The sequence below is a fragment of the Serratia proteamaculans genome (genome assembly GCF_008830365.1).
GTDB classification, from domain to species: Bacteria; Pseudomonadota; Gammaproteobacteria; order Enterobacterales; family Enterobacteriaceae; genus Serratia; species Serratia proteamaculans.
In genome coordinates, this window is the sequence record NZ_WBKI01000001.1 from 441,069 (window position 1) to 464,917 (window position 23,849).

The 23,849-nt window shown below is 54.2% G+C and carries 22 protein-coding genes and 3 tRNA genes; 13 read left to right on the forward strand and 12 right to left on the reverse strand.

The window, feature by feature from the left end; all coding sequences use genetic code 11:
• Positions 1–220: 220 nt before the first annotated feature.
• Together ydiJ and menI are read left to right on the forward strand one after the other, a co-directional pair.
• Positions 221–3,277: a D-2-hydroxyglutarate dehydrogenase YdiJ gene (gene ydiJ, locus F8R23_RS02135; RefSeq protein ID WP_151415190.1), complete on the forward strand. Its 3,057-nt coding sequence runs from the start codon at positions 221–223 to the stop codon at positions 3,275–3,277.
• Positions 3,274–3,690 (forward strand): 1,4-dihydroxy-2-naphthoyl-CoA hydrolase, encoded by a 417-nt coding sequence (menI, locus tag F8R23_RS02140; RefSeq protein WP_112347538.1) that lies wholly within the window; start codon positions 3,274–3,276, stop codon positions 3,688–3,690. Before ydiJ ends, menI begins: the two co-directional genes overlap by 4 nt.
• Before the next feature lie 53 nt (positions 3,691–3,743).
• Here menI and F8R23_RS02145 read toward each other — a convergent pair whose 3' ends face one another.
• Complete coding sequence (locus F8R23_RS02145) at positions 3,744–4,148, reverse strand: hypothetical protein (RefSeq protein WP_085116573.1); 405 nt, start codon at positions 4,146–4,148, stop codon at positions 3,744–3,746.
• Positions 4,149–4,703: 555 nt separating this feature from the next.
• Here F8R23_RS02145 and sufA point away from each other — a divergent pair.
• The 7 genes from sufA to F8R23_RS02180 all read left to right on the forward strand — a co-directional run bounded on the left by sufA (position 4,704) and on the right by F8R23_RS02180 (position 11,670).
• On the forward strand, positions 4,704–5,075 hold the full coding sequence (gene sufA, locus F8R23_RS02150; RefSeq protein ID WP_085116563.1) for a Fe-S cluster assembly scaffold SufA: 372 nt from the start codon (positions 4,704–4,706) through the stop codon (positions 5,073–5,075).
• 14 nt (positions 5,076–5,089) lie between these two features.
• Positions 5,090–6,586: a Fe-S cluster assembly protein SufB gene (sufB, locus tag F8R23_RS02155; RefSeq protein ID WP_085116564.1), complete on the forward strand. Its 1,497-nt coding sequence runs from the start codon at positions 5,090–5,092 to the stop codon at positions 6,584–6,586.
• A 42-nt stretch (positions 6,587–6,628) separates the two neighbouring features.
• The gene (sufC, locus tag F8R23_RS02160) at positions 6,629–7,375 is read left to right on the forward strand and encodes a Fe-S cluster assembly ATPase SufC (RefSeq protein ID WP_112347536.1); all 747 of its coding nucleotides are present in this window, start codon (positions 6,629–6,631) and stop codon (positions 7,373–7,375) included.
• Complete coding sequence (sufD, locus tag F8R23_RS02165; RefSeq protein ID WP_129938013.1) at positions 7,350–8,636, forward strand: Fe-S cluster assembly protein SufD; 1,287 nt, start codon at positions 7,350–7,352, stop codon at positions 8,634–8,636. Before sufC ends, sufD begins: the two co-directional genes overlap by 26 nt.
• On the forward strand, positions 8,633–9,853 hold the full coding sequence (gene sufS, locus F8R23_RS02170; RefSeq protein ID WP_151415191.1) for a cysteine desulfurase SufS: 1,221 nt from the start codon (positions 8,633–8,635) through the stop codon (positions 9,851–9,853). The genes sufD and sufS overlap by 4 nt, the downstream gene beginning before the upstream one ends.
• Positions 9,854–9,948: 95 nt before the next feature.
• Positions 9,949–10,362, forward strand: coding sequence for a cysteine desulfuration protein SufE (sufE, locus tag F8R23_RS02175; protein ID WP_085116568.1), 414 nt, complete (start codon positions 9,949–9,951; stop codon positions 10,360–10,362).
• Positions 10,363–10,656: 294 nt separating this feature from the next.
• On the forward strand, positions 10,657–11,670 hold the full coding sequence (locus F8R23_RS02180; protein ID WP_151415192.1) for a L,D-transpeptidase family protein: 1,014 nt from the start codon (positions 10,657–10,659) through the stop codon (positions 11,668–11,670).
• A 142-nt stretch (positions 11,671–11,812) separates the two neighbouring features.
• Here F8R23_RS02180 and F8R23_RS02185 read toward each other — a convergent pair whose 3' ends face one another.
• From F8R23_RS02185 to F8R23_RS02215, 7 genes are all read right to left on the reverse strand, one after another.
• Positions 11,813–12,049 (reverse strand): major outer membrane lipoprotein, encoded by a 237-nt coding sequence (locus F8R23_RS02185; RefSeq protein WP_005165631.1) that lies wholly within the window; start codon positions 12,047–12,049, stop codon positions 11,813–11,815.
• A gap of 308 nt (positions 12,050–12,357) precedes the next feature.
• Positions 12,358–13,770 carry a pyruvate kinase PykF gene (gene pykF / locus F8R23_RS02190; protein WP_112347531.1) on the reverse strand — a complete coding sequence of 471 codons (1,413 nt, stop codon included), beginning with the start codon at positions 13,768–13,770 and terminating at the stop codon, positions 12,358–12,360.
• 403 nt (positions 13,771–14,173) lie between these two features.
• Positions 14,174–14,479: a cupin domain-containing protein gene (locus F8R23_RS02195; protein WP_129934824.1), complete on the reverse strand. Its 306-nt coding sequence runs from the start codon at positions 14,477–14,479 to the stop codon at positions 14,174–14,176.
• Between the two features lie 141 nt (positions 14,480–14,620).
• Positions 14,621–14,697: transfer RNA gene (locus F8R23_RS02200), tRNA-Val, on the reverse strand.
• Positions 14,698–14,718: 21 nt separating this feature from the next.
• Positions 14,719–14,795, reverse strand: a tRNA-Val gene (locus F8R23_RS02205).
• Between the two features lie 21 nt (positions 14,796–14,816).
• Positions 14,817–14,893 (reverse strand) — tRNA-Val (locus F8R23_RS02210).
• Between the two features lie 193 nt (positions 14,894–15,086).
• Positions 15,087–16,463 carry an MATE family efflux transporter gene (locus tag F8R23_RS02215; protein ID WP_112347529.1) on the reverse strand — a complete coding sequence of 459 codons (1,377 nt, stop codon included), beginning with the start codon at positions 16,461–16,463 and terminating at the stop codon, positions 15,087–15,089.
• A gap of 242 nt (positions 16,464–16,705) precedes the next feature.
• Between F8R23_RS02215 and F8R23_RS02220 the strand changes: the two genes are divergently transcribed.
• Together F8R23_RS02220 and F8R23_RS02225 are read left to right on the forward strand one after the other, a co-directional pair.
• Positions 16,706–17,356, forward strand: a complete 651-nt coding sequence (locus F8R23_RS02220) for a riboflavin synthase subunit alpha (protein WP_099065640.1) — start codon at positions 16,706–16,708, stop codon at positions 17,354–17,356.
• A gap of 29 nt (positions 17,357–17,385) precedes the next feature.
• Entirely contained in the window at positions 17,386–17,682 is a 297-nt protein-coding gene (locus F8R23_RS02225; RefSeq protein WP_176979206.1) for an I78 family peptidase inhibitor, read from the forward strand.
• Between the two features lie 148 nt (positions 17,683–17,830).
• Here F8R23_RS02225 and cfa read toward each other — a convergent pair whose 3' ends face one another.
• Together cfa and punC are read right to left on the reverse strand one after the other, a co-directional pair.
• Complete coding sequence (gene cfa, locus F8R23_RS02230) at positions 17,831–18,982, reverse strand: cyclopropane fatty acyl phospholipid synthase (protein WP_129934823.1); 1,152 nt, start codon at positions 18,980–18,982, stop codon at positions 17,831–17,833.
• 340 nt (positions 18,983–19,322) lie between these two features.
• On the reverse strand, positions 19,323–20,531 hold the full coding sequence (gene punC / locus F8R23_RS02235; protein ID WP_129934822.1) for a purine nucleoside transporter PunC: 1,209 nt from the start codon (positions 20,529–20,531) through the stop codon (positions 19,323–19,325).
• A 123-nt stretch (positions 20,532–20,654) separates the two neighbouring features.
• On the opposite strand from punC, the gene punR reads away from it, so the two are divergent.
• The gene (punR, locus tag F8R23_RS02240) at positions 20,655–21,599 is read left to right on the forward strand and encodes a DNA-binding transcriptional activator PunR (protein ID WP_129934821.1); all 945 of its coding nucleotides are present in this window, start codon (positions 20,655–20,657) and stop codon (positions 21,597–21,599) included.
• Here punR and purR read toward each other — a convergent pair.
• On the reverse strand, positions 21,596–22,621 hold the full coding sequence (purR, locus tag F8R23_RS02245) for an HTH-type transcriptional repressor PurR (RefSeq protein WP_112347525.1): 1,026 nt from the start codon (positions 22,619–22,621) through the stop codon (positions 21,596–21,598). The genes punR and purR overlap by 4 nt on opposite strands.
• Before the next feature lie 323 nt (positions 22,622–22,944).
• On the opposite strand from purR, the gene cydH reads away from it, so the two are divergent.
• A complete protein-coding gene (cydH, locus tag F8R23_RS02250; RefSeq protein ID WP_004943739.1) occupies positions 22,945–23,034 on the forward strand; it encodes a cytochrome bd-I oxidase subunit CydH in 90 nt (29 codons plus the stop codon).
• Positions 23,035–23,090: 56 nt separating this feature from the next.
• On the opposite strand, the gene sodB is transcribed toward cydH, so the two are convergent.
• Entirely contained in the window at positions 23,091–23,669 is a 579-nt protein-coding gene (gene sodB, locus F8R23_RS02255; RefSeq protein ID WP_112347524.1) for a superoxide dismutase [Fe], read from the reverse strand.
• Between the last annotated feature and the right edge of the window lie 180 nt (positions 23,670–23,849).

Consider the following 23,849-nt stretch of genomic DNA (forward strand, 5'->3'; position numbering starts at 1 on the left):
TGGGGCCGTTTAATCATGGTGCATGTTGGTGAAAAACGACAGGGCGGCACACCTTTTGTTGCAGGCCATACTGCGGCAGGGCAATTGCAATAATCTGCATGCCTTCACTAAACGAGTATGTTAGTTTTTATCCCTAATAAAAAACAGGGTGGGCCTGAATAAAGGCCTGATTCAGCGTTCATAAGCGCATAAAAATTAGACAGACAGGGTCAAAAATCGAATGATCCCACAAATTTCTCAGGCACCCGGCCTCGTTCAACGGGTGCTCGACTTTTTGGAAGCGTTAAAGCAAAACGGATTCAACGGTGATATCGCCACCAGCTACGCCGACCGGCTGACGATGGCCACCGACAACAGTATCTATCAGTTGCTGCCTGACGCGGTAGTGTTTCCCCGCTCCACCGCCGATGTGGCGCTGATAGCCCGCCTGGCGGCCGAAGAGCGTTTCACTGCGCTGACCTTCAGCCCGCGCGGCGGCGGTACCGGCACCAACGGTCAGTCGCTCAACAGCGGTATCGTGGTGGATATGTCGCGCCACATGAACCGCATTCTTGAAATCAACGTCGAGCAGGGCTGGGTCAAGGTTGAGGCCGGGGTGATCAAGGACCAGCTAAACCAGTATCTGCGGCCGTTCGGTTATTTCTTTTCGCCGGAACTGTCCACCAGTAACCGCGCCACGCTTGGCGGTATGATCAACACCGACGCCTCCGGCCAGGGTTCGCTGGTGTACGGCAAAACTTCCGATCACGTGTTGGGTCTGCGGGCGGTGCTGCTGGGCGGCGATATGATTGACACCCGCGCCATGCCGACACCGCTGGCGGAAACGATTGCCTGCGAAGAGACCGTTGAAGGGCGTATTTATAACCAGGTGCTCAACAGTTGTCGCGATCAGCGCGGGTTGATCCTGGAAAAATTCCCCAAGCTTAATCGCTTCCTGACTGGTTACGATCTGCGCCATGTGTTCAGCGATGATATGCAAACCTTCGATCTGACGCGTATTTTGACCGGCGCCGAAGGGACGCTGGCGTTTATCACTGAAGCGCGGCTGGATATCACGCCGCTGCCGAAGGTGCGCCGACTGGTGAATGTCAAATACGACTCCTTTGATTCCGCCCTGCGCAACGCCCCCTTTATGGTGGAAGCCAAGGCGCTGTCGGTCGAGACCATTGACTCCAAGGTATTGAACCTGGCGCGTGAAGACATCGTCTGGCATTCGGTCAATGAACTGATCACCAACGTGCAGGATAAAGAGATGCTGGGTCTGAACATCGTCGAGTTTGCCGGCGATGACAAGGAACTGATCGACCAACAGATGGAGAGTCTGTGCCTGCGGCTGGATGAGTTGATCTCCGGGCAACAGGGCGGGGTGATCGGCTATCAGATCTGTGGCGATCTGGTCGGCATCGAAAGAATTTATAACATGCGTAAAAAAGCGGTCGGGTTATTGGGTAACGCCAAAGGGCGTGCCAAACCGATCCCGTTTGCTGAAGATACCTGTGTGCCGCCGCAGCATCTGGCCGATTATATTGTCGAGTTCCGCCAACTGCTGGACAGCCATAACCTCAGCTACGGCATGTTTGGCCATGTAGATGCCGGCGTCTTGCACGTGCGACCGGCGCTCGATATGTGCGATCCCCAACAGGAAGTGCTGATGAAGCAGCTTTCTGACCAGGTGGTGGCGTTGACCGCCAAGTATGGCGGCTTGCTGTGGGGGGAACATGGCAAAGGGTTCCGCGCCGAATACAGTCCGGAGTTCTTCGGTGAGCAACTGTACCAGGAACTGCGCCGTATCAAGGCTGTGTTCGATCCGAACAACCGGCTCAACCCCGGTAAAATCTGCCCGCCGTTAGGCGTCGATGCGCCGATGATGAAAGTGGACGCCGCCAAACGCGGTACGCTCGATCGTCGGATCCCGGTCGAAGTGCGCACCTCGTTCCGCGGAGCCATGGAATGTAACGGCAACGGCTTGTGCTTCAATTTTGATGTGCGCAGCCCAATGTGCCCATCGATGAAGATCACCGGCACCCGCATTCACTCGCCAAAAGGCCGGGCGGCACTGGTGCGTGAATGGCTGCGCCTGCTGTCCGAGCAGGGCGTCGATCCGCTGGTGCTGGAAAAGCAATTGCCGCAGCAGCGCCTCAGCTTCCGTACCCTGATCGAGAAAACCCGCAATAGCTGGTATGCCGGTAAAGGCGAATATGATTTCTCGCACGAGGTGAAAGAGGCGATGTCAGGTTGCCTGGCCTGTAAAGCCTGCTCCACCCAGTGTCCGATTAAAATTGACGTGCCGGGCTTCCGCTCACGTTTCCTGCAGCTTTACCACACCCGCTATCTGAGACCGGCGCGTGACTATATGGTCGCCGGCGTGGAAAGTTACACCCCGCTGATGGCGAAAGCGCCGAAAGTGTTCAACTTCTTCTTCCGCCAGCCTTGGGTGCGTGAACTGAGCCGCAGCAGTATCGGCATGGTCGATTTGCCGATGCTCTCCAGCCCGACGTTGCGCCAACAGCTTTCCGGTCACGGCGCGCTAACCATGACGCTGGAACAGCTAGAAGCGTTGAGTTCGGAGCAGCGTGAACAGCATGTGTTGATCGTGCAGGATCCCTTTACCAGCTATTACGATGCCAAAGTGGTGGCGGATTTTGTACGGCTGGTGGAAAAGTTAGGTTACCGCCCGGTGCTGCTGCCGTTCTCACCCAACGGCAAGGCGCAGCATATCAAAGGCTTCCTGACGCGTTTTGCCCGCACTGCACGCAAGACCGCCGATTTTCTCAACCGGGTGGCCAAGCTTGGCATGCCGTTGGTGGGGGTCGATCCTGCCCTGGTGTTGTGTTACCGCGATGAATATAACGAGATCCTCGGGGAAACTCGTGGGGACTTCCAGGTGCAGTTGGTACACGAATGGTTGCAGCAACTGTTGGCCGAGCGAGCGGAACAGCCGGCGACCGGTGAGGCCTGGTATCTGTTTGGCCACTGCACCGAGACCACGGCGTTGCCGACCAGCGGCCAACATTGGACGTCGATCTTTGCACGCTTTGGCGCCAGGCTGGAAAATGTCAGCGTCGGTTGCTGCGGCATGGCGGGGACTTACGGCCATGAAGTGAAGAACCTGCAGAATTCGCTCGGCATTTATGAGCTATCATGGCACCAGGCGCTGCAACGTTTGCCACGGCAACGTTGCCTGGCAACCGGCTATTCCTGCCGCAGCCAGGTCAAACGCATTGAGGGTAACGGTGTACGACACCCATTACAGGCACTTCTGGAGATGATTGAGTGAAACTGTGGAAAAGAGAAACAACGCTGGAACAATTAAACCAGGCCGGTGAAGGTTGCATGGTCAGCCATGTCGGGATCCGCTTTACCCGACTGGAAGATGACTACCTTGAGGCTACCATGCCGGTCGACCAGCGTACCCGGCAGCCGTTTGGCCTGCTGCACGGCGGGGCATCGGTTGTGCTGGCGGAGTCGATGGGATCGATGGCCGGTTACCTGTGCTGTGAAGGCGAGCAGAAAGTGGTGGGGTTGGAAATCAACGCCAACCATTTACGAGCGGCATTTGAAGGCGAAGTTCGCGGCGTGTGTCGTGCGTTGCATATTGGTCGCCGTCATCAGGTTTGGCAGATCGAAATCTTCGATTCGCGCGATCGTCTGTGCTGCACCTCACGCCTGACTACCGCCGTCATCGATTAAGCGTTTACCCCGCAGGCAGCCCTGTCTGCGGGTATTCTTGCCGTTCAACCGGGTTACAGCTGAAAAGGCACCCGCTTGACGAAGTCCTTTTGGAAGGCATTGGCCTTCTCCCAGGTGCCTTCCATCGCATATTTCTGACAAATCAAGGTCAGGGTATGGCGGGCAAAATGATAGCTCTGAACCCGGAACAACTGGCAGCGCTGTGGATTATTGATCTCCACGATCAGCCGATTATGCAGTTTGCTCAGCGCATGCAGGTAGCTTTCATCATCGCCATTCTCCAGACACAGGTTAGCCATGTTCAGGCTGACGTTGTTATAGCGTTTCAGGTGATTGACGTTGCACTCTGGCCGTCGAAGCGATGCTTCCGCCATGTAGAAATCTACCGTGGCGTCGCGCACGCTGAATTTGTAGTCATCAATTTTGCCCAGCAGCCACGCATTCATCGAGATATTCATTTACCCGCGCTCAATGTGAATTGAATGATAATCATTATCATATTTATTGACGCGTTGGTGATCAATCATTCTGTTGAAATATTTATTGTCGGTAGGGGATGGATTGGGGCAGGGACAACCCAATATAGCCAGTAACGACTAAACTTTAATCAGAGGTTGCCGTTTCTGTTGGCTCAGTTGGGTGAGCGGAATGGCGTGAAATGCGCCTTATTGTCGATAAACGCATTTTTAAGACAGACAAAATGAAGAAATAGGTATTTTCTATGAATGTTTAAATCGACAGAAAAAGTCCGGCCCTGTAAAGCGTTCGAGCCAACGGGCAAGCGCAATGGTGATACAGGATGTGCAGTAAATTCATAAGGATAAAATGATTCCATTTCCGACCGGCAGCGTCTGACGCGCTGACTGTCCCGCGCGCTTGCCGCATGCCGAAGTGAAAATCCGGGCTTTTCGCGGATACCCCTGTAAAACAAACGGTTGAAGTGATAATCGTTATCACTAACATAGTAGCAACCCAGATTGGCTGTGGTAAAACACGAGTGTGAGGTAGGCCATATGCAAACGGAAAATGTCGGCACCTTTTCTCTGGACGAAAATGTCTGGCAAGGCATTTTGCTCAGTGACAATGCCGTACAACAAATCAGTAAATTAATGCAGCAGGATCCACAGGTGAAAGGGCTGCAACTCGGGGTGAAGCAATCAGGCTGCGCCGGGTTTGCCTATGTGTTGGATCTCACCCGTGCGCCTGCCGACGACGACCTGCTGTTTGAGCGCGATGGCGCCAGGCTGTATGTGCCGTTGAAAGCCATGCCGTTTATCGATGGCACCACGGTGGATTTTGTCCGCGAAGGGCTGAATCAGATCTTCAAATTTAATAACCCTAAAGCTCAGCATGCCTGCGGGTGCGGCGAGAGTTTTGGCGTTTGAGCGATGCAATCAACATGACACGAAGCAATGTAGAAATGCCTAATGAAGTGCAGGCTTGGGTCAGCGAAGGTCGCTACAAAGAAGGTTTTTTTACCCAGTTGGCTACCGATGAGTTAGCGATGGGCATCAACGAAGACGTGGTGCGCGCTATCTCGGCCAAGCGTAATGAACCTGAGTGGATGCTGGAGTTCCGCCTCGAAGCCTACCGTGCCTGGCTGCAAATGGAAGAGCCACACTGGCTGAAAGCGAACTACGATCGCCTGAACTATCAGGATTACAGCTATTACTCGGCGCCGTCCTGCGGCAGCTGCGATGACGCCTGCGGCTCACAGCCTGGCGCAGAACAGCAACCTGGTGCACCGACGGACAACAACTACCTGACCAGCGAGGTTGAACTGGCGTTTAACCAGCTCGGCGTCCCGGTGCGTGAAGGCAGCGAAGTGGCGGTAGACGCCATCTTTGACTCGGTCTCGGTGTCGACCACCTACCGGGAAAAGCTGGCGGAGAGCGGGGTGATTTTCTGCTCGTTCGGTGAAGCTATCCATGAATACCCGGACCTGGTGCGTAAATACCTCGGCCGCGTGGTGCCTTCTAACGACAACTTCTTTGCTGCATTGAATGCGGCAGTGGCCTCCGACGGGACCTTCGTCTACGTGCCGAAGGGCGTGCGCTGCCCGATGGAGCTGTCGACCTATTTCCGCATCAACGCCGCCAAAACCGGCCAGTTCGAGCGCACCATCCTGATCGCCGATGAAGGCAGCTATGTCAGCTACATCGAAGGCTGCTCGGCCCCGGTGCGCGACAGCTATCAGCTGCACGCGGCGGTGGTGGAAGTGATCCTGCACAAAGACGCCGAAGTGAAATATTCGACGGTGCAGAACTGGTTCTCCGGCGGCGACAGCAAGGGCGGTATCCTCAACTTTGTTACCAAGCGTGCGCTGTGTGAAGGGGCAGGTTCGAAAATGTCCTGGACCCAGTCGGAAACCGGCTCGGCGATCACCTGGAAATACCCGAGTGTGATCCTGCAGGGCGACAACTCTATCGGTGAGTTCTTCTCGGTGGCGCTGACCAGCGGCCATCAGCAGGCGGATACCGGTACCAAGATGATCCACATCGGCAAGAACACCCGTTCGACCATCATCGCCAAAGGTATTTCTGCCGGGCACAGTGAGAATACCTACCGCGGTCTGGTGAAGATCCTGCCTGGGGCGGAAAACGCGCGTAACTTTACGCAGTGTGACTCGATGCTGATTGGGCCGGATAGCGGCGCCCATACCTTCCCGTATGTTGAAGCGCGTAACAACAGCGCGCAGCTGGAACACGAGGCTACCACCTCAAAAATTGGTGATGACCAGCTGTTTTATTGTCTGCAGCGCGGCATCAGTGAAGACAATGCCATTTCGATGATCGTCAACGGATTCTGTAAGGACGTGTTCTCAGAGCTGCCGCTGGAGTTCGCCGTTGAGGCACAGAAGTTATTGGCCATCAGCCTGGAACACAGCGTGGGCTAAATGCCGGATTTACAGCGCAACAGCGCGACCTAAGGACACTGCATGTTAAGTATCAAGAATTTAAAAGTCAGCGCGGAAGGCAACGAGATCCTCAAGGGTCTGGATCTGGAAATCAAACCGGGTGAAGTGCATGCCATCATGGGGCCGAACGGCTCGGGCAAGAGCACGCTTTCAGCCACCCTGGCCGGGCGCGAAGAGTACGAAGTGACTGCGGGCGAAGTGACCTTCAAAGGCAAGGACCTGCTCGAACTGGCCCCGGAAGATCGTGCCGGTGAAGGGGTATTCCTGGCGTTCCAGTATCCGGTGGAGATCCCCGGCGTCAGCAACCATTTCTTCCTGCAGACTTCGGTTAATGCGGTGCGTAAATACCGCCAGCAGGAGCCGCTCGATCGTTTCGATTTCGCTGATTTTATCGAAGAGAAAATTGAACTGCTGAACATGCCACCCGATCTGCTGACTCGTTCGGTTAACGTTGGCTTCTCCGGCGGTGAGAAAAAGCGCAATGACATTCTGCAGATGGCCGCGCTGGAGCCGGACCTGTGCATTCTGGATGAAACCGACTCCGGTCTGGATATCGATGCGTTGAAGGTCGTCGCCAATGGGGTTAACTCACTGCGGGACGGCAAGCGCTCGTTCATTATCGTCACGCACTACCAGCGTATCCTGGATTACATCAAACCGGATTACGTCCATGTTCTTTCCCAGGGTCGCATCGTTAAATCCGGCGATTTCTCCCTGGTGAAACAGTTGGAGGAGCAGGGCTATGGCTGGCTTACCGACGAACAATAATTCACGCGCGCTGCAGCAGCTTTACAGCCTGTTTGAAGCCCGCGGCGGTGAGCATTCCGCCCATGCGCTGGCTCACTGGCAACAGGCTTTACGCCTAGGCTGGCCGACCCGCAAGCATGAAAATTGGAAATACACCCCGTTGGAGGGCTTGCTGGAACAACAGTTCCTGGAGCCGCAGCCGCAGCCGGTCACGGCCGCTCAGCGGGATGCACTGGCGCTGGATATTGACGCTTACCGGTTGGTGTTTATCGACGGGCGCTTCTGCGCGGCGTTGAGTGACAGCGAACTGGGCGATTACCAGTTTGACGTGGCACCTTACGGGACGCTACAGGCGCTGCCGGAACCGATTCAGGCGGAAATCTTCCTGCATCTGACCGAGAGTCTGGCGCAAGAAACCAGCTTTATCCGCGTTGCGGCCGGCAAGATTGCGCAGCGGCCGTTGTATCTGCTGCATATCAGCAGTGGACGCGGTGCTGAGGGTGAAGTGAATACCGTTCATCACCGTCATCACCTTGAAATTGCGCGTAATGCCCAGGCTGAGGTGATCGAGCATTATGTCAGCCTGAACGATGCCGCACATTTCACCGGGGCACGCCTGACCGCCAACGTGGGCGACAATGCTCAACTGCATCACTGCAAACTGGCGTTTGAAAGTCAGCCGAGTTACCACTTCGCCCATAACGATCTGGTGATTGGCCGCGATGCGCGGGTCAAGAGCGACAGCTTCCTGCTTGGCGCGGGGCTGACACGACATAACACCAGCGCGCAGCTCAACGGTGAAGGCTCCAACCTGACGATCAACAGCCTGGTGCTGCCGGTCGGAAAAGAAATCTGCGATACCCGCACTTACCTGGAGCATAACAAAGGTTACTGCGAGAGCCGCCAACTGCACAAAGTGGTAGTCAGCGATCGTGCCAAAGCGGTGTTTAACGGCATGATCAAGGTGGCCAAACACGCGATTAAAACCGATGGGCAGATGACCAACCACAACCTGCTGTTGGGCAAGGTGGCGGAAGTGGATACCAAGCCACAACTGGAAATCTACGCCGATGACGTGAAGTGCAGTCATGGCGCTACCGTTGGGCGCATTGATGAAGAGCAGCTGTTTTATCTGCAATCGCGTGGCATCGACAAGCATGCGGCGCAGCAGATGATTATCTTTGCCTTTGCCGCTGAACTGACCGAGGGCATCGGCAACGAGACCATCCGCGAATCGGTGCTGGCGCGTATTGCAAGGCGCCTGCCGGGGGAGGCAACATGAGTTTTCCGATTGAACGGGTACGCAGTGACTTTCCTCTGTTGGCGCGTGAGGTCAATGGCCAGCCGCTGGCTTACCTTGACAGCGCTGCCAGCGCGCAGAAACCGCAGGCAGTTATCGATCGCGAGCTGGACTTTTACCGTCATGGCTACGCGGCGGTACACCGTGGCATCCACACCCTGAGCGCCGAAGCGACGCAGGAAATGGAAGCGGTGCGTGAAAAGGTAGCGGCGTTTATCAATGCCGGTTCGGCCGAAGAGATTGTGTTCGTCAAGGGCACCACCGAAGGCATCAATCTGGTGGCCAACAGTTTTGGCCGCCATTTCCTGCAGCCCGGTGACAGCATTATCATCACCGAGATGGAGCACCATGCCAATATCGTGCCCTGGCAGATGCTGGCGCAGGAACGCGGGCTGAACCTGCGCGTCTGGCCTCTACAGCCAGACGGTACGCTGGATTTGGCCCAGTTGTCTGGGCTGATCGACTCGACCACCAAACTGCTGGCCCTGACCCAGGTATCCAACGTGCTGGGCACGGTGAACCCGGTGCAGGAAATTACGGCGCAGGCGAAGGCCGCCGGTCTGAAAGTGCTGATCGATGGTGCTCAGGCGGTGATGCACCAGCGGGTGGATGTTCAGGCGATGGATTGCGATTTCTACGTGTTCTCCGGTCATAAGCTGTATGGGCCTTCCGGCATCGGTATTCTTTACGGTCGTCAGGCGCTGTTGCAGCAAATGCCACCCTGGGAAGGGGGCGGCTCGATGATCCAACAGGTCAGCCTGACTCACGGCACCACCTACGCCGCGCCGCCATGGCGCTTTGAGGCGGGTTCGCCCAACACTGCCGGTATGATGGGGCTGGGGGCCGCAATCGACTATGTGAATGCGCTGGGGCTGGAGGCAATTGGTGACTACGAGCAATCGCTGATGCATTACGCACTGGAAGCGTTGCAACAGGTGCCCCGGCTTAAAATCTATGGCCCGGCGGAGCGCGCGGGTGTGATCGCTTTTAACCTGGGTGAGCACCACGCGTATGATGTCGGCAGTTTCCTGGATCAGTACGGCATTGCTATTCGCACCGGCCACCATTGCGCGATGCCGCTGATGGCGTTCTATAATGTGCCGAGCATGTGCCGCGCTTCATTGGCGTTATATAACACGCGCGATGAAGTAGACCGGCTGGTGGCCGGCTTGGTGCGCATCCAAAAACTGCTGGGATAGGATAGACCGGGGGTTAATCCCTCCGGGGGAATAAATACCTGTAGTCAGTGATATGGGGCCGGCATGCCGGCCCCTGAATGATTGAAAGGATCCTCATGGCGAACTTGCCGGACAAAGAAAAGTTAGTACGTAATTTCTCCCGTTGCCTGAACTGGGAAGACAAGTATCTGTATGTCATCGAACTGGGCGCTAAGCTGCCGGCGCTTGACGATACCGAACGTCAGGCGGGCAATCTGATTTCCGGCTGCCAGAGCCAGGTGTGGATTGTGATGCGACTGGGCGAGCAAGGGCAGGTCGAGTTTCACGGCGACAGCGATGCGGCGATTGTCAAAGGACTGCTGGCCGTGGTGTTTATTCTTTATCACCAAATGACGCCACAGCAGATTATCGAATTGGATGTTCGTCCCTTCTTTGCCGAATTGGCGTTGAGCCAACACCTGACGCCTTCGCGTTCGCAAGGGTTAGAGGCGATGATCCGCGCTATCCGCAGTCAGGCTGCCAGGTTCTGACATAGCTATAAAACTCATTGATACGGTGCTTGTATTTGTTGTGTCAATGAGTCTTTACAAAGCCCGGCAAGCCTCGCCATCCGCTCTGCAAATCAGTGACATATCAGCAGCTTACCCCTTGACGTTGCATTGACAAATCTATAAAGCGATTACGTTATAACATGTTGATTTTTAGAGGACTTATTGCCTTTAACGTCAGCATTGCTAGTATTAATCAGGTCTTGTCTGATTTACCCGCCGCCAAGTGCCCGTTAGCCTTGTGGCCGAACCGTAATAAGCATAATAGGGATGATAATGAAACGTGCGTTGAGTTTAATGGGCATGCTATTTGCCACCGTACTGACTGGCACCCAAGCCGCCAGTGCGAGCGAATATCCGCTGCCGCCGCCGGACAGCCGTCTGATTGGCGAGAATACCACCCATACCGTTCCAAACGATGGGCGTCCGCTGGAGGCCATTGCCGCCGACTATCAAATCGGTCTGTTGGGCATGCTGGAGGCCAACCCTGGCACAGACCCGTTCCTGCCCAAGCCAGGTTCGGTATTAACTATCCCGACCCAAATGCTGCTGCCGGACACCAAGCGTGAAGGTATCGTGGTCAACCTGGCCGAACTGCGCCTGTACTATTACCCGAAAGGCGAGAACAAGGTGATCGTTTATCCTATCGGTATCGGCCAGACTGGGATGCACACTCCGCTGCAGGTCACTTCCGTCAGCCAAAAAATCCCGAACCCGACCTGGACGCCAACGGCCAATATCCGTAAACGCTACCTGGAAAAAGGGGTGAAACTGCCAGGGGTGGTGCCGGCCGGTCCTGAAAACCCAATGGGCTTGTTCGCCATGCGTCTGGCAATGGGGCACGGTGAATACCTGATCCACGGTACTAACGCCAACTTTGGTATCGGTATGCGCGTCAGCTCCGGCTGTATCCGCCTGCGTCCAACGGATATCGAGGCACTGTTCAATATGGTACCGCGCGGAACTCGCGTGCAGGTGATTAACGATCCGGTGAAAATCTCTGTTGAGCCGGACGGTAAGCGTTACGTAGAGGTGCATCAGCCACTGTCGAAAGTGGAGAGTGACGATCCGCAGACCATGCCAATCACCTTGTCGAAAGCCGAGAAAGCTTTTGTGGGTGACGCGCAGACCGATAAAGCGGTGTTCGACAGTGCGGTTGTACGCCGCTCTGGCATGCCGGTGCTGGTTAACCTGGGGAAGAGCCCGTCTGAGGTCAGTTTAACGCCTGTAGCCCCGCAGGAAGCGAATAAAAGCCTATTCAAGAGCGCACCCATCAGTTCGGTGAATTAAAAACGCGATTAATGGATGATTCTGAGGGGTTCAGCATGCTGAGCCCTTTTTTTTCGCCTGACGGCCGGGGGGAACGAAGGGGGAATTTGCAGGCAAAAAAAACGGCGCACATTGTGCGCCGTTTTCAATAACCGAAGCTAACTTACTTTTTGTAAGCGTGAGCTTGGTTGTCCAGGCGCTGGTTAGCACGTGCTGCGTCGTCTTTAGCTGCTTGAACGTCAGAACGGATTGCGTTCACGTCGTTGCTCAGCTGGTCAACTTTAGCGTTCAGAGTCTGAACGTCAGAAGACAGTTGATCGATTTTAGCATTGCTTGAACAGCCTGCCAGCATAGTGGAAGCCAGGATTACCGCGCCCAGTACCAGTTTAGTACGATTCATTATAACACCCTCTAGATTGAGTTAATCTCCATGTAGCGTTACAAGTATTACACAAACTTTTTTCGAAAGAGAATAATTTTTTTGGATTGGAGTGCTTTATTTTGATCGTTCGCTCAAACTTGCATCTTCTTTTGAAAAATAGTTAAAAAATGTAGGGAAAACAGCCGGATTCCATGGGACAACTCCGATTTGTAATTAGCTAAATAATGAGCAATCCACGGTTGCGTTTTTGAGAAAACAGTTTACTAGTGTTAAAAAAAACGCCGCTAAGCGGCGTTTTTGTCAAAATAATTATGTCACGTTTTATATTAAAGCACGTGAACCGAGGCAGTATTGGTTGTGCCGCTTGGTACCAGAGCACCAGAAACCATCACCACAACGTCGCCTTTTTGTGCCAAACCACTGGCGAGTGCCGCTTCTTTTCCGATGCGATAGAAGTCGTCGGTAGAGGCAATTTCCTTGACCATCTGTGGGATCACGCCCTTGGTCAGGATCAGCTGATGAGCGGTAGTTTCGTTGGTGGTCAGCGCCAGGATCACCGCGTTAGGGAAATATTTACGCACAGACTTGGCTGACTTGCCGCCGCTGGTGGCAACCACGATCAGTGGTGCATCCAGTTTCTCTGCGGTTTCAACCGCACCGCGGCATACGGCTTCGGTGATGCGCAGCTTGCGGTTGTCATGCAGGCTGTCGATACGGCTTGGCATCACGCGATCGGTGCGCTCACAGATGGTCGCCATGATGGTAACGGCTTCCAGCGGGTACTTGCCCTTGGCGCTCTCGCCAGACAGCATGACGGCGTCGGTACCGTCCAGAATGGCGTTTGCCACGTCGCCGGCTTCTGCTCGAGTAGGGCGCGGGTTCTTAATCATGGAATCGAGCATTTGGGTGGCGGTGATCACCACTTTACGTGCACGGTTACATTTTTCGATCATCATCTTCTGAGCGAAGATCACTTCTTCTACCGGGATTTCAACGCCCAGATCGCCACGAGCAACCATGATGCCGTCAGAAGCTTCGAGGATCTCGTCGAAGTTGTTCAGACCTTCCTGGTTTTCGATTTTGGAGATGATTTGGATTTGTGCGCCGCCGTGGGCTTTCAGGTGCTCACGAATTTCCAGCACGTCAGAACGCTTGCGGATGAAGGAAGCGGCAACGAAGTCCACACCCTGTTCGCAGCCGAAAATCAGGTCGCGTTTGTCTTTTTCGGCCAGTGCAGGCAGTTGAATGGAAACACCCGGCAGGTTAACGCCTTTGTTTTCGCCCAGGTCGCCGCTGTTCAGCACCTTACAAACCACTTCGCTTTCGGTGACGTTGGTGACTTCCATGCCGATCAGGCCGTCATCTACCAATACGGTGTTACCGATTTTCAGGTCAGCGCTAAAGCCGGCGTAGGTTACTGCAACACGTTCGTTGTTGCCGATAACGCTCTGATCGATGGTGAAAGTGAAGGTCTGACCGGCAACCAGCGCAGCGTCTTTGCCGCCTTCCAGTTTCATGGTGCGGATTTCCGGGCCTTTGGTATCCAGCAGGATACCGGCGTTCTGACCGGTTTTCGCCATCACAGCGCGCATGTTCTTGATGCGGTTGCCGTGCTCTTGGTAATCGCCGTGGGAGAAGTTAAGGCGCATTACATTCATGCCTGCATTCAGCAGGTTGGTCAGCATTTCTTCCGATTCGGTTTTTGGACCGATGGTACAAACAATTTTGGTCTTTTTCATGACGGATTTTTCTACAAGTTGTGATGGATAATAAAACGAATAAAACCAGCGGTCAGGCCACTGATAAGGGATTTGAGTCGCGCCTGGTGATGCAAAACACAGTTAAGGATAGGTGACCAGAGTCGAAATGGGGCGGAAAAATTCAGCCCGCGCCGGGATGCGGGGATGCTGCGCAACGTGATGAGATGAAAATGTGCTGTTATTGCGTTTTCGCAGATCAAGGGCTGAAACCATTCAACTGAAAGACGTTGCGCATTATAAAGGCTAAGCGGCGGGAAACAAAATAAAAAACCGGTGTAAAACCTCGGTTCTGTCAAATCAGCAGCAAATAGGGCGCAAATGCAAACCCGCAGCAGGTGTTTGTTGCGCAAAAAGCCATGCGCTTATAATGGGTATTGTGCTCTCAGTTCGTGGTGACGATTTCCCACAGCGTACCGGCCGTCAGACAGAAACAGCCGCTGGCGGTGTTAGCGGGGATTTCGATGGTTTCACCGGCGACCACCACCTGGCTGTCGTTACCTACGGTGAATTCAAACTCACCGGAGACCACTTGCGTTTGCAGAGCATAATCGCGTTTTTGCAACTGGCCAAAGGTACCGGCGTCAAACTTCACTTCCGTGGCACGGGCGCCGTTGCTCATAACGCCTTGCCGGCGAATGAGGCCGTTGTCGAGTTTCTCAAACGGGGTCTCTGCGGTAAATGTCAGCATGGGATCGGTCCTGATAAGATATTCGCCTTGATGATACCTGATACGGCTTGCGGTGACAGGAGCAAAGCTACGGGATCGGACTGGCGAGTTAACGGTAGAGAAAGTGTGAGTCGATAGGGTGGTGCTGAGGAAACAATGATTTGGTGCGTCCGAGTGGACTCGAACCACCGACCCCCACCATGTCAAGGTGGTGCTCTAACCAACTGAGCTACGGACGCACTGCACTGCTTTTAGAAATTTGGTGCGTCCGAGTGGACTCGAACCACCGACCCCCACCATGTCAAGGTGGTGCTCTAACCAACTGAGCTACGGACGCACTGTACTGCTGTTAGGAATTTGGTGCGTCCGAGTGGACTCGAACCACCGACCCCCACCATGTCAAGGTGGTGCTCTAACCAACTGAGCTACGGACGCATCTTTTCCTGTCTGTCATGGCTGACAGCGGGGACGAATATTAACGAGCTACCCGCGTGCTGGCAAGGAGAAAAACGTAATTTTATCCGGTATTTCACGCGATTGCTGCGCTTGTGTGCAGTGCGGTGGTTTTTTCTGCAAACAAGGGTGATGAAGTTGTCGACCGGGTTAACTTCCCGGTCGACAACTTCAGTTAGCGGGCAGAACGCTGCAGGATCAGCGCCGCCGGCTGTTTTTGCAGCCAACGCATGCGCATGGCCATCATGATGGCGGCGAAAGTCAGGCCAATGATAAAGCCAATCCAGAATCCGCTTGGCCCCATCGCCGGTACCACGACGTCGGTCAGCGCCAGCAGATAACCGCTCGGCAGACCCAGGATCCAATAAGCGACAAAGGTGATGAAGAAGATCGAGCGGGTATCTTTATAGCCACGCAGAATACCGCTGCCGATCACCTGAATAGAATCGGATATCTGGTAAATGGCCGCCAATAACATCAAGTGCGATGCCATGGCAACCACCGCCGGGCTGTCGTTATACAGCAGGGCGATTTGTTCACGGAAGGTGGCGGTAAACAGCGCGGTGCAACAGGCCATGGCGATGCCGACGGCAATAGCTGCGTAGGCGGCAATTCGCGCCCCTTCGACCGAGCCTTCGCCCAACCTATAGCCGACGCGGATAGTCGCGCTGACGCCCAGTGACAATGGCAAGACGAACATCAGTGCGCTGAAGTTAAGTGCAATCTGGTGCCCGGCCACGGAAACGATGCCCAGCGGCGAAACCAGCAGGGCGACGACGGCGAACAGCGTAACTTCAAAGAACAGCGCCAGTGCCACCGGCAGGCCAATGCCGAACAGACGTTTCATTGCCGGCCAGTCGGGGCGTTTGCTGCTGCCGTCATGCGGCAGAATATCGCGCTGTGAGGGGGCGCGTTTAACATACCAGCGCATCGCCAGGAACATAAACCAGTAGACGCTGCCGGTTGCCACGCCGCAACCGACGCCGCCCAGCTCCGGCATGCCGAACTTGCCGTAGATAAAGATATAGTTAATCGGGATATTTACCAGCAGGCCGAGAAAACCAATCACCATGCCCGGTTTGGTTTTCGATAGCCCTTCACACTGACCACGCAGCACCTGGAAGAACAGATAGCCCGGAGCGCCCCACATGATGGCATGCAAATACCCCACGGCTTTATCCGCCAGTTGCGGGTCGATATTGTGCATCATGTCGATGACGAACTTGCTGTTATACAGCACGACAATCACCAGCAGTGAGACGATGGCCGCCAGCCAAAAGCCCTGACGAACCTGATGAGCGATGCGATCGCGTCGGCCTGCGCCATTAAGCTGTGCGATCACCGGCGTTAGCGCCAGCAGCAGGCCGTGGCCGAACAGAATAGCCGGTAGCCAGATCGAGGTACCGACGGCAACCGCCGCCATATCCGTGGCGCTGTATGCGCCGGCCATAATGGTATCTACCACGCCCATTGCGGTTTGTGATATTTGCGCGATGATTACCGGGATAGCGAGGGCCAATAAACTACGCGCTTCAATTAAGTACTTCTGCACGCATACACCTTTTCTATTTATTTATGATGGAGGGATGGGTCGTCGCGAAAGGACAACAATTAAAAATAGCGGAATTTTGTCAAAAAGATTGTACCCGCTCGGCGTGGTTAAGCAAATGCTGTGATGAAATAGTTATTAAATGCGCAGGCGCAGATTTTTTGTCGCCCGAGGTTTGGTTTTCCTCGCCAACTGGGGCAAACTGCCTCAAGCGCTTTAAACATTTTCAGAAAGAAGAGGCTTACATGTTCACGGGTATCGTACAGGGCACCGCGCCGCTGGTTGCCATTGATGAAAAATCCAACTTCCGCACTCACGTTATCGACATGCCCACTGAGCTGCTGCCTGGTCTCGAGCTTGGCGCATCGGTCTCTCATAATGGTTGCTGCCTGACCGTCACAGCGGTTGAGGGCAACCGCGTCAGCTTTGATTTGATCAAAGAAACGCTGCGCCTGACCAACCTCGGTGAGCTGGCGTTGGGGGACGTGGTCAATATCGAAAGAGCGGCCAAGTTTAATGATGAAATTGGCGGCCACCTGATGTCCGGCCATATTATCTGCACCGCAGAGGTTGCCAAAATTTATACCTCTGAGAATAATCGTCAGGTGTGGCTGCGCATGCCGGATGCGGAACTGATGAAATACGTTCTGCACAAAGGCTTCATTGGCATCGATGGTATTAGTCTGACCATCGGTGAGGTGGTGAATAACCGGTTTTGCGTGCATTTGATCCCGGAAACGTTGGAGCGCACCACACTGGGCAAAAAACGCCTGGGTGATAAGGTGAATATTGAGATCGATCCACAAACGCAGGCGGTGGTAGACACCGTTGAGCGGGTGTTGGCGAGCCGTGAAGCGGCAATGGCGGCGGCGAGTGCGCTGGCGCAGAAGATCTGACGAACGACAAACTACAGAGGAGCAATCGCGTGAAGTTTTATGGGAAAACGTTGATGTTAACGGCGCTGTTGGCGCTGAGTGCTTGTAGCAGCTCGCCGGAACAGGGCGCAGCCAACCCCGCGGTAGATGCAGAGAATGACACCTGCGGTGCGGCGCAATATCAGAGCTATGTCGGTAAACCGATGTCAGCGCTCGAAGGCGTGCAGATTGAATCGCAAGTGCGCGCGATTCCGTATAACTCTGCGGTCACGATGGACTTCAACCTGAGTCGTCTGAACTTCCTCGGCGATAGCGATGATAAGATCATTCGCGTGTATTGCGGCTAATATACCCGTCGTCTTTCGAGTTGCAGCGTTGTTACCTGCACTCGCTCACCCCAGTTACTTACTCAAGTAAGCGCCTGGGGATGAGCGAGCTGGGCGCCTAGCTGCAACTCGAAATCCATAGGGTATAGTCGTTTACGCTGCAGGATTATTAACGCGTGACGCGAATACCGCCATCAACGCCTTTCGGGCTGAATACCACCTGCCAAAGCTGAATATCACGTGCGCGAAACGCTCCGGCGCAGGCGTTCAGATAATAGCTGAACATGCGTTCGAAACGATCCGAATAACGTTGGGCAAGTTGTGGCCACGCCTGTTTGAAACGTTCGTACCAGGCCATCAGGGTGCGATCATAATCGGCGCCAATATTATGCCAATCTTCCATCACAAAACGCCCCTCACTGGCCTGGGCAATATGTGAGATCGACGGCAGACAGCCATTTGGGAAGATATATTTATTGATCCACGGGTCAACATTCATATCTGTCCGATTCGAGCCAATGGTGTGCAGCAGGAACAGGCCGTCCGGTTTTAAATTACGTTCCACCACTTTGAAGTAGGTGGGGTAGTTTTTCGGACCGACGTGCTCGAACATGCCGACAGAAACAATACGGTCAAACTGGAGGTGTAAATCACGGTAGTCTTGCAAGCGGATTTCGACGTCCAGCCCGGCGCAGTTTTCCTGTGCCAGTTTTTGCTGTTCAGCAGAAATGGTCACGCCCACTACTGAAACACCGTAATTTTTCGCCGCATAGGCGGAAAGCCCGCCCCAACCACAGCCAATATCCAGCAAGTTCATGCCAGGCTGCAGCTGCAGTTTATCGCAAATCATCCGCAGCTTGGCTTCCTGCGCTTCTTCCAGCGTGGTGGCGTCTTTCCAGTAGGCGCAAGAATATTGCATATAAGGGTCGAGCATCTGTGTAAACAGATCGTTTCCCAGATCGTAATGTTCTTTACCGACTATCCAGGCGCGTTTCTTCGATTGCAAATTGGTGAGTCGCGCGGCGGCAATACGCAGGGTATCTTTTAGATGGCGGGGGAGTTTCTTTTCCAGACCGGCACGGACTACGTGTTGAAAGAATATATCCAGCCGTTCACATTCCCACCAGCCGTCCATATAGCTTTCGCCCAGGCCAAGGGACCCTTCCTGCAGCACGCGTTTAAAAAAATCGGGATTTTTAACCTGAATATCGAAAGGGCGCGAGCCGTTAACTTCAATACCGGCCATGCTGAGCATTTCATGGGCGATGCGATACCATTGGTTATCCTGAATACTCAGATCTTCTATACACGATGAACTCATAGCTTCTCCATCACCTTCTTCTGACTTATGACCCGCCAAAAAATAGCTTAGACAAATTCTGCGGGTGCATACGTTTACCTACGGTAAAAAGTCCCGTGGCGTCTGATATCCGACTATGAACAGAGGAAAATTTTAAGAAGGTTCCTGCGCAAGAAACGCGGGAAAGACAATCCTTAAAAAAGTGTGACGCCATACGCGTACACAACAGCAATTTGTGATAAAGAAATTATAAAAGTGTTATTTTAAAAGGTCGTTTTGAGTATAGGCTTGCCGAGGCGCTTACTCAACTGTAAATCACACTCGGCAAAAATATTCTTTAAGTGATTATTAATACATACAATTATGACGCAGAGTTAGCATGTTCCTGCCCTGCAGCCTGCTGATCATCCATCACTTTACCCCGTTGCAGCAGATAGCCCAACGCGGCCAACACCACCGTAGAAACCATCACTGTTACCGTTGCCAACAGCGGCTGGCCGATAAAGGCTGACACCAGCATACTGGCGACAAAACACAGGCCCAACTGCAGGGTGTTTTGCAAGGCTGCGGCTTTGCCGGTGCCTTCCGGGAACGGGGTTAACGCATTTGCCACTACGATTGGGTAGGTGGCACCGTTGACCAGCGCCATCACGCAGAACGGGATCAGCAGCGTGGTGAGCGTTGGCTCGGTCAGCGTGGCAACCAGATATAACGCCACCATACTGATGCCATAAGCTACCAGTAGCCACGGTAGCAAGGTGTTGCCATTCATGCGATTTAACGCGGTGCGACAGCCGTAACCCCCTAATAAGAATGCCAGGGTCTGCGGCACATAGCTCAGGCCGATATCATTTGGGCTGTAGCCCATATCACCAAGAATAAAGGGTGAGCCGGTCAGCCAGGCGAAGAAGCCGGCTGAGCAGGCGGCAAAGATGGTGACGTTGCCGCTGAAGGCCGGGGATTTCAGCAGTTGCAAGAAGGTCAGGGTGTTTTTCTTCTCGGCAGAAGGCGCGGCCTTGGCGCTTTCTTTCAACAGCAGCGTCGGCAGCAACAAAACCACCGTGATGCCCAGCAGCACGGCGAAAATGGCACGCCAGCCCATGTGGTTCAACAACCAGGCACCGACCAAGGGGGCCAGTGCCGGCGAAAGTGCGACCAGTGGCATAATGGTGGCGAAGACTCGGTTAGCCTTGCCTTCACGGTAACGGTCAATCACCAGGGCCTGCCAGGTGACGGCGGCAGAACACACGCCAATCGCCTGGATAAAACGCAGTGACCACAGTTGAACGGCATTCTGTACCCACAGCATACCGAGGCAACCCAGGGCAAACAGCGCCAGGCCAATCAGCAACACCGGTTTACGGCCGAGGTGATCGGACAGTGGGCCCCAGAGCAGTTGAGCAAAGGCAAAGCCGGCCAGGAAGATACTGAGGCTGGCACTGATCGCCCCGGCGGAAATCTGCAGGTCTTGCTGCATCACGCCAAAGGCGGGCAGGTACATGTCGGTGGCCAGATAACCCAGCATACTCAGGCCGGCAAGGTAGAACATAAAACCAAAGGAATTTCGCATGGTATTTCTCGTTAATATTTTAATGTCGCAGGTTTTTAGCGCCGGCAAGTGTATCCGGCTGGATCTCTGCTTGTGAAACGGTAATATTTGTGAGGTGCTGTTAAAAAAATTGAAGGCAAGGTTATGTGGTCTGAATATTCACTCGATGTAGTAGACGCGGTCGCCCGCACCGGCAGCTTTAGCGCAGCGGCGCAAGAATTGCACCGTGTGCCCTCGGCGATAAGTTATACCGTACGACAACTGGAGCAATGGCTGGCGGTACCGCTGTTTGAGCGCCGTCATCGCGACGTGGAGCTGACCCCGGCCGGCGTGTTGTTTGTTCAGGATGCGCGCATTGTCATCAAAAAAATGCTCGACACCCGTCGACAGTGTCAGCAGGTGGCGAACGGCTGGCGTGGCCAGTTGAAAATTGCCGTGGACATCATCGTGAAACCGCAACGCTGCCGCCAACTGGTGCTGGATTTTTATCGCCATTTTCCCGACGTTGAGCTGATGGTGCAACCGGAGGTGTTTAACGGTGTGTGGGATGCGCTGGTGGATGGGCGTGCCGATATGGCGATCGGGGCGACACGTGCAGTGCCGGTCGGCGGCGGGTATGCTTTTCGCGATATGGGGGACATGCGCTGGTTGTGCGTGGTCAGCCCGCATCATCCGTTGGCGGCGCTGGAAGGGCTGCTGAACGACGATCAGCTTCGGCCTTTCCCATCGCTGTGTTTGGAAGATACCTCACGCAACCTGCCCAAACGAGTCACCTGGACGCTGGACAACCAACGGCGGCTGGTGGCGCCGGACTGGGCCTCGGCGTTGGATTGCCTGTGTGCAGGTCTGTGCGTCGGCATGATGCCTGCGCATCAGGCATTGCCGTTGGTGCAACGCGGGGAACTGGTGGCGTTGCAGTTGCAACAGCCGTTTCCGGCCAGCCCTTGTTGCCTGACCTGGCAGCAGAATACGCCATCACCGGCGATGGCCTGGCTATTGGACTACCTGGGGGACAGTGAAACCTTGAATCAGGAATGGTTAAGCGAAGTGACGCCGGAAACCGCGGAGGCTTCCGGCGCTAACGACTAGCGGCGGTAATCGATGAAAGGGCCGTCAGCGACCGAACGGCGCTCAATCAGCTTGGGATGCACTTCAATCACCTGGGATTCTTCGCGCTTGCTGATGATACGGTCCAGCAACATGGTGAATGCCATCTCACCCAAACGCTCTTTCGGTTGATGAATTGTGGTCAGCGCCGGGGTGAAATAGCGGGCGTTACGCACGTTATCGTAGCCAATTACCGAGATGTCCTGCGGCACGCGCAGCCCAAGTTCATCGGCGGCACAGATCGCGCCCATCGCCATGATATCGCCACCGCAGAATACCGCGGTCGGGCGATGCTTTTGCGACAATATCTGGTGCATGGCCTTGTAGCCGGATTCTGGCTCAAAGTCACCCTGGACAATCCATTCGTCGCGAACTTCGATATTGGCTTCTTCCATGGCCTTTAAAAAGCCCTGATGGCGGCCGCCACCGGTATTACGCGCCAACTGACCCGGAATGGCGCCGATATCACGGTGGCCGCGTTCGATCAGATAACGCCCGGCCAGATAGCCACCCTCGAAGGCATTATCGATAATGGTATCGGTAAAATCACCGCGCGCGGTACCCCAGTCCATCACCATCATTGGGATGTTGCGATAGTCTTCCAGCATGCCGAGCAATTGGTCCGGGTATTCCGAACACATGACCAGCAGACCATCGACGCGTTTTTGCGCCAACATCGCCAGATAGGCACGCTGTTTGTCCAGATTGTTGTGCGAGTTACACAGGATCAGCGTATAGCCTTTACTGTAGCAACTGTTTTCCACCGCCTCGATCACTTCGGCAAAGTAGGGAGCTTCGCTGGAGGTCGCCAGCAAACCAATCGATTTGGTGTGATTGACCTTCAGGCTACGCGCCACGGCGCTGGGTGAATAGTGCAGCTCTTTAATCGCGGCAGCCACGGCCGTTTTTGTCTCTTCGGCGACGAAACGAGTCTTATTGATGACGTGCGAAACGGTGGTGGTGGAAACGCCAGCGCGTTTGGCCACATCTTTAATCGTTGCCATGTAAAGAATGACTCCTGAACTCACATGTTGCAGCATGTAAGTGTGATGTTAATCGTTTGCCTGCGTAGATCCTTCTCCAAAGAAGCGAAAACTGAGTTTTTAGTGTGTTGAAGTCGTCAGCGCTTGGTCAGGAGGGGCATTTTGCCGGTACACAGTTGTGAACTGCGAATTTTGTCCCATATTGAACAAAAGGGGAAGAGGTAATCGATATAATAAACCGGGAAATGATAACAAGATTTTATTGGCTAACTGTGTGAAAATGGTTTGACGCATTAATTGTGTGCCTTTTACCCTTGGGAAACCCAATCTGAAAAGGAGTTGTAATGGATACCGATCTGAAAATGTCACTGTTCACCACCGTCTGTGCGCTGGCCGTGATTATTGCTTTCAGCTTCACCGCTGCTTTGAACTGATCCCCTTAAGTAAAACAGGCGCAGCCCGCTGCGCCTGATTGCTCTTTCCCTCAGCTTTACGCCAGGTTTTTCTCCACAAATGCCCAGTTAACCAGCGCCCAGAAGTTTTCCAGGTAGGCCGGCCGCGCATTGCGGTAATCGATATAGTAGGCGTGTTCCCAAACGTCGACGGTCAGCAGCGGTTTATCTTCACCGGTGAGCGGGGTAGCCGCGTTCGAGGTGTTAACAATGGCCAGTGAACCATCCGGCTTTTTCACCAGCCAGGTCCAGCCTGCGCCAAAGTTTTTCACTGCGGCATCGCTAAATTGTTCCCTGAAGGCGGCGAAAGAACCAAAAGCCTGGCTGATTGCCGTTGCCAGTTTGCCCTGAGGTTCGCCACCGCCTTGTGGCGACAAACAGTGCCAATAGAAACTGTGGTTCCACACCTGGGCGGCATTGTTGAAGATGCCGCCGTCAGAAGCCTTAATGATTGCTTCCAGCGATAACCCTTCAAACTTGCTGCCTTTCAACAGATTGTTCAGGTTAACCACATAGGCGTTATGATGCTTGCCATAGTGGTATTCTAGGGTTTCTGCGGAAATGTGCGGCTCGAGGGCGTTTTTTTCATAGGGTAATGCGGGCAGTTCAAACGACATTGCTTTCTCCTTTTACAGTGCCAACCTGAATCAGAACAACGAACAACAGGTTGGCCTGTTTTTATTGTGGGTATTTAGCTTAGCAATTTTCGCGCTGAAATACAGGGGGAATGGCAAAGGATTAGTTGCAGCAGCGAGAGTTTGGGGAAACGCTCAGGGGAGAGCGGCTGGCAGGGCCAG

Bases quoted from the DNA above. Each gene is read 5' to 3' on its own strand.
- ydiJ (WP_151415190.1), top strand. From the start codon at position 221: ATGATCCCACAAATTTCTCAGGCACCCGGCCTCGTTCAACGGGTGCTC.
- F8R23_RS02145 (WP_085116573.1), bottom strand. From the start codon at position 4,148: ATGAATATCTCGATGAATGCGTGGCTGCTGGGCAAAATTGATGACTAC.
- sufA (WP_085116563.1), top strand. From the start codon at position 4,704: ATGCAAACGGAAAATGTCGGCACCTTTTCTCTGGACGAAAATGTCTGG.
- sufB (WP_085116564.1), top strand. From the start codon at position 5,090: ATGACACGAAGCAATGTAGAAATGCCTAATGAAGTGCAGGCTTGGGTC.
- sufC (WP_112347536.1), top strand. From the start codon at position 6,629: ATGTTAAGTATCAAGAATTTAAAAGTCAGCGCGGAAGGCAACGAGATC.
- sufD (WP_129938013.1), top strand. From the start codon at position 7,350: ATGGCTGGCTTACCGACGAACAATAATTCACGCGCGCTGCAGCAGCTT.
- sufS (WP_151415191.1), top strand. From the start codon at position 8,633: ATGAGTTTTCCGATTGAACGGGTACGCAGTGACTTTCCTCTGTTGGCG.
- sufE (WP_085116568.1), top strand. From the start codon at position 9,949: ATGGCGAACTTGCCGGACAAAGAAAAGTTAGTACGTAATTTCTCCCGT.
- F8R23_RS02180 (WP_151415192.1), top strand. From the start codon at position 10,657: ATGAAACGTGCGTTGAGTTTAATGGGCATGCTATTTGCCACCGTACTG.
- F8R23_RS02185 (WP_005165631.1), bottom strand. From the start codon at position 12,049: ATGAATCGTACTAAACTGGTACTGGGCGCGGTAATCCTGGCTTCCACT.
- pykF (WP_112347531.1), bottom strand. From the start codon at position 13,770: ATGAAAAAGACCAAAATTGTTTGTACCATCGGTCCAAAAACCGAATCG.
- F8R23_RS02195 (WP_129934824.1), bottom strand. From the start codon at position 14,479: ATGCTGACATTTACCGCAGAGACCCCGTTTGAGAAACTCGACAACGGC.
- F8R23_RS02220 (WP_099065640.1), top strand. From the start codon at position 16,706: ATGTTCACGGGTATCGTACAGGGCACCGCGCCGCTGGTTGCCATTGAT.
- cfa (WP_129934823.1), bottom strand. From the start codon at position 18,982: ATGAGTTCATCGTGTATAGAAGATCTGAGTATTCAGGATAACCAATGG.
- punC (WP_129934822.1), bottom strand. From the start codon at position 20,531: ATGCGAAATTCCTTTGGTTTTATGTTCTACCTTGCCGGCCTGAGTATG.
- punR (WP_129934821.1), top strand. From the start codon at position 20,655: ATGTGGTCTGAATATTCACTCGATGTAGTAGACGCGGTCGCCCGCACC.
- purR (WP_112347525.1), bottom strand. From the start codon at position 22,621: ATGGCAACGATTAAAGATGTGGCCAAACGCGCTGGCGTTTCCACCACC.
- cydH (WP_004943739.1), top strand. From the start codon at position 22,945: ATGGATACCGATCTGAAAATGTCACTGTTCACCACCGTCTGTGCGCTG.
- sodB (WP_112347524.1), bottom strand. From the start codon at position 23,669: ATGTCGTTTGAACTGCCCGCATTACCCTATGAAAAAAACGCCCTCGAG.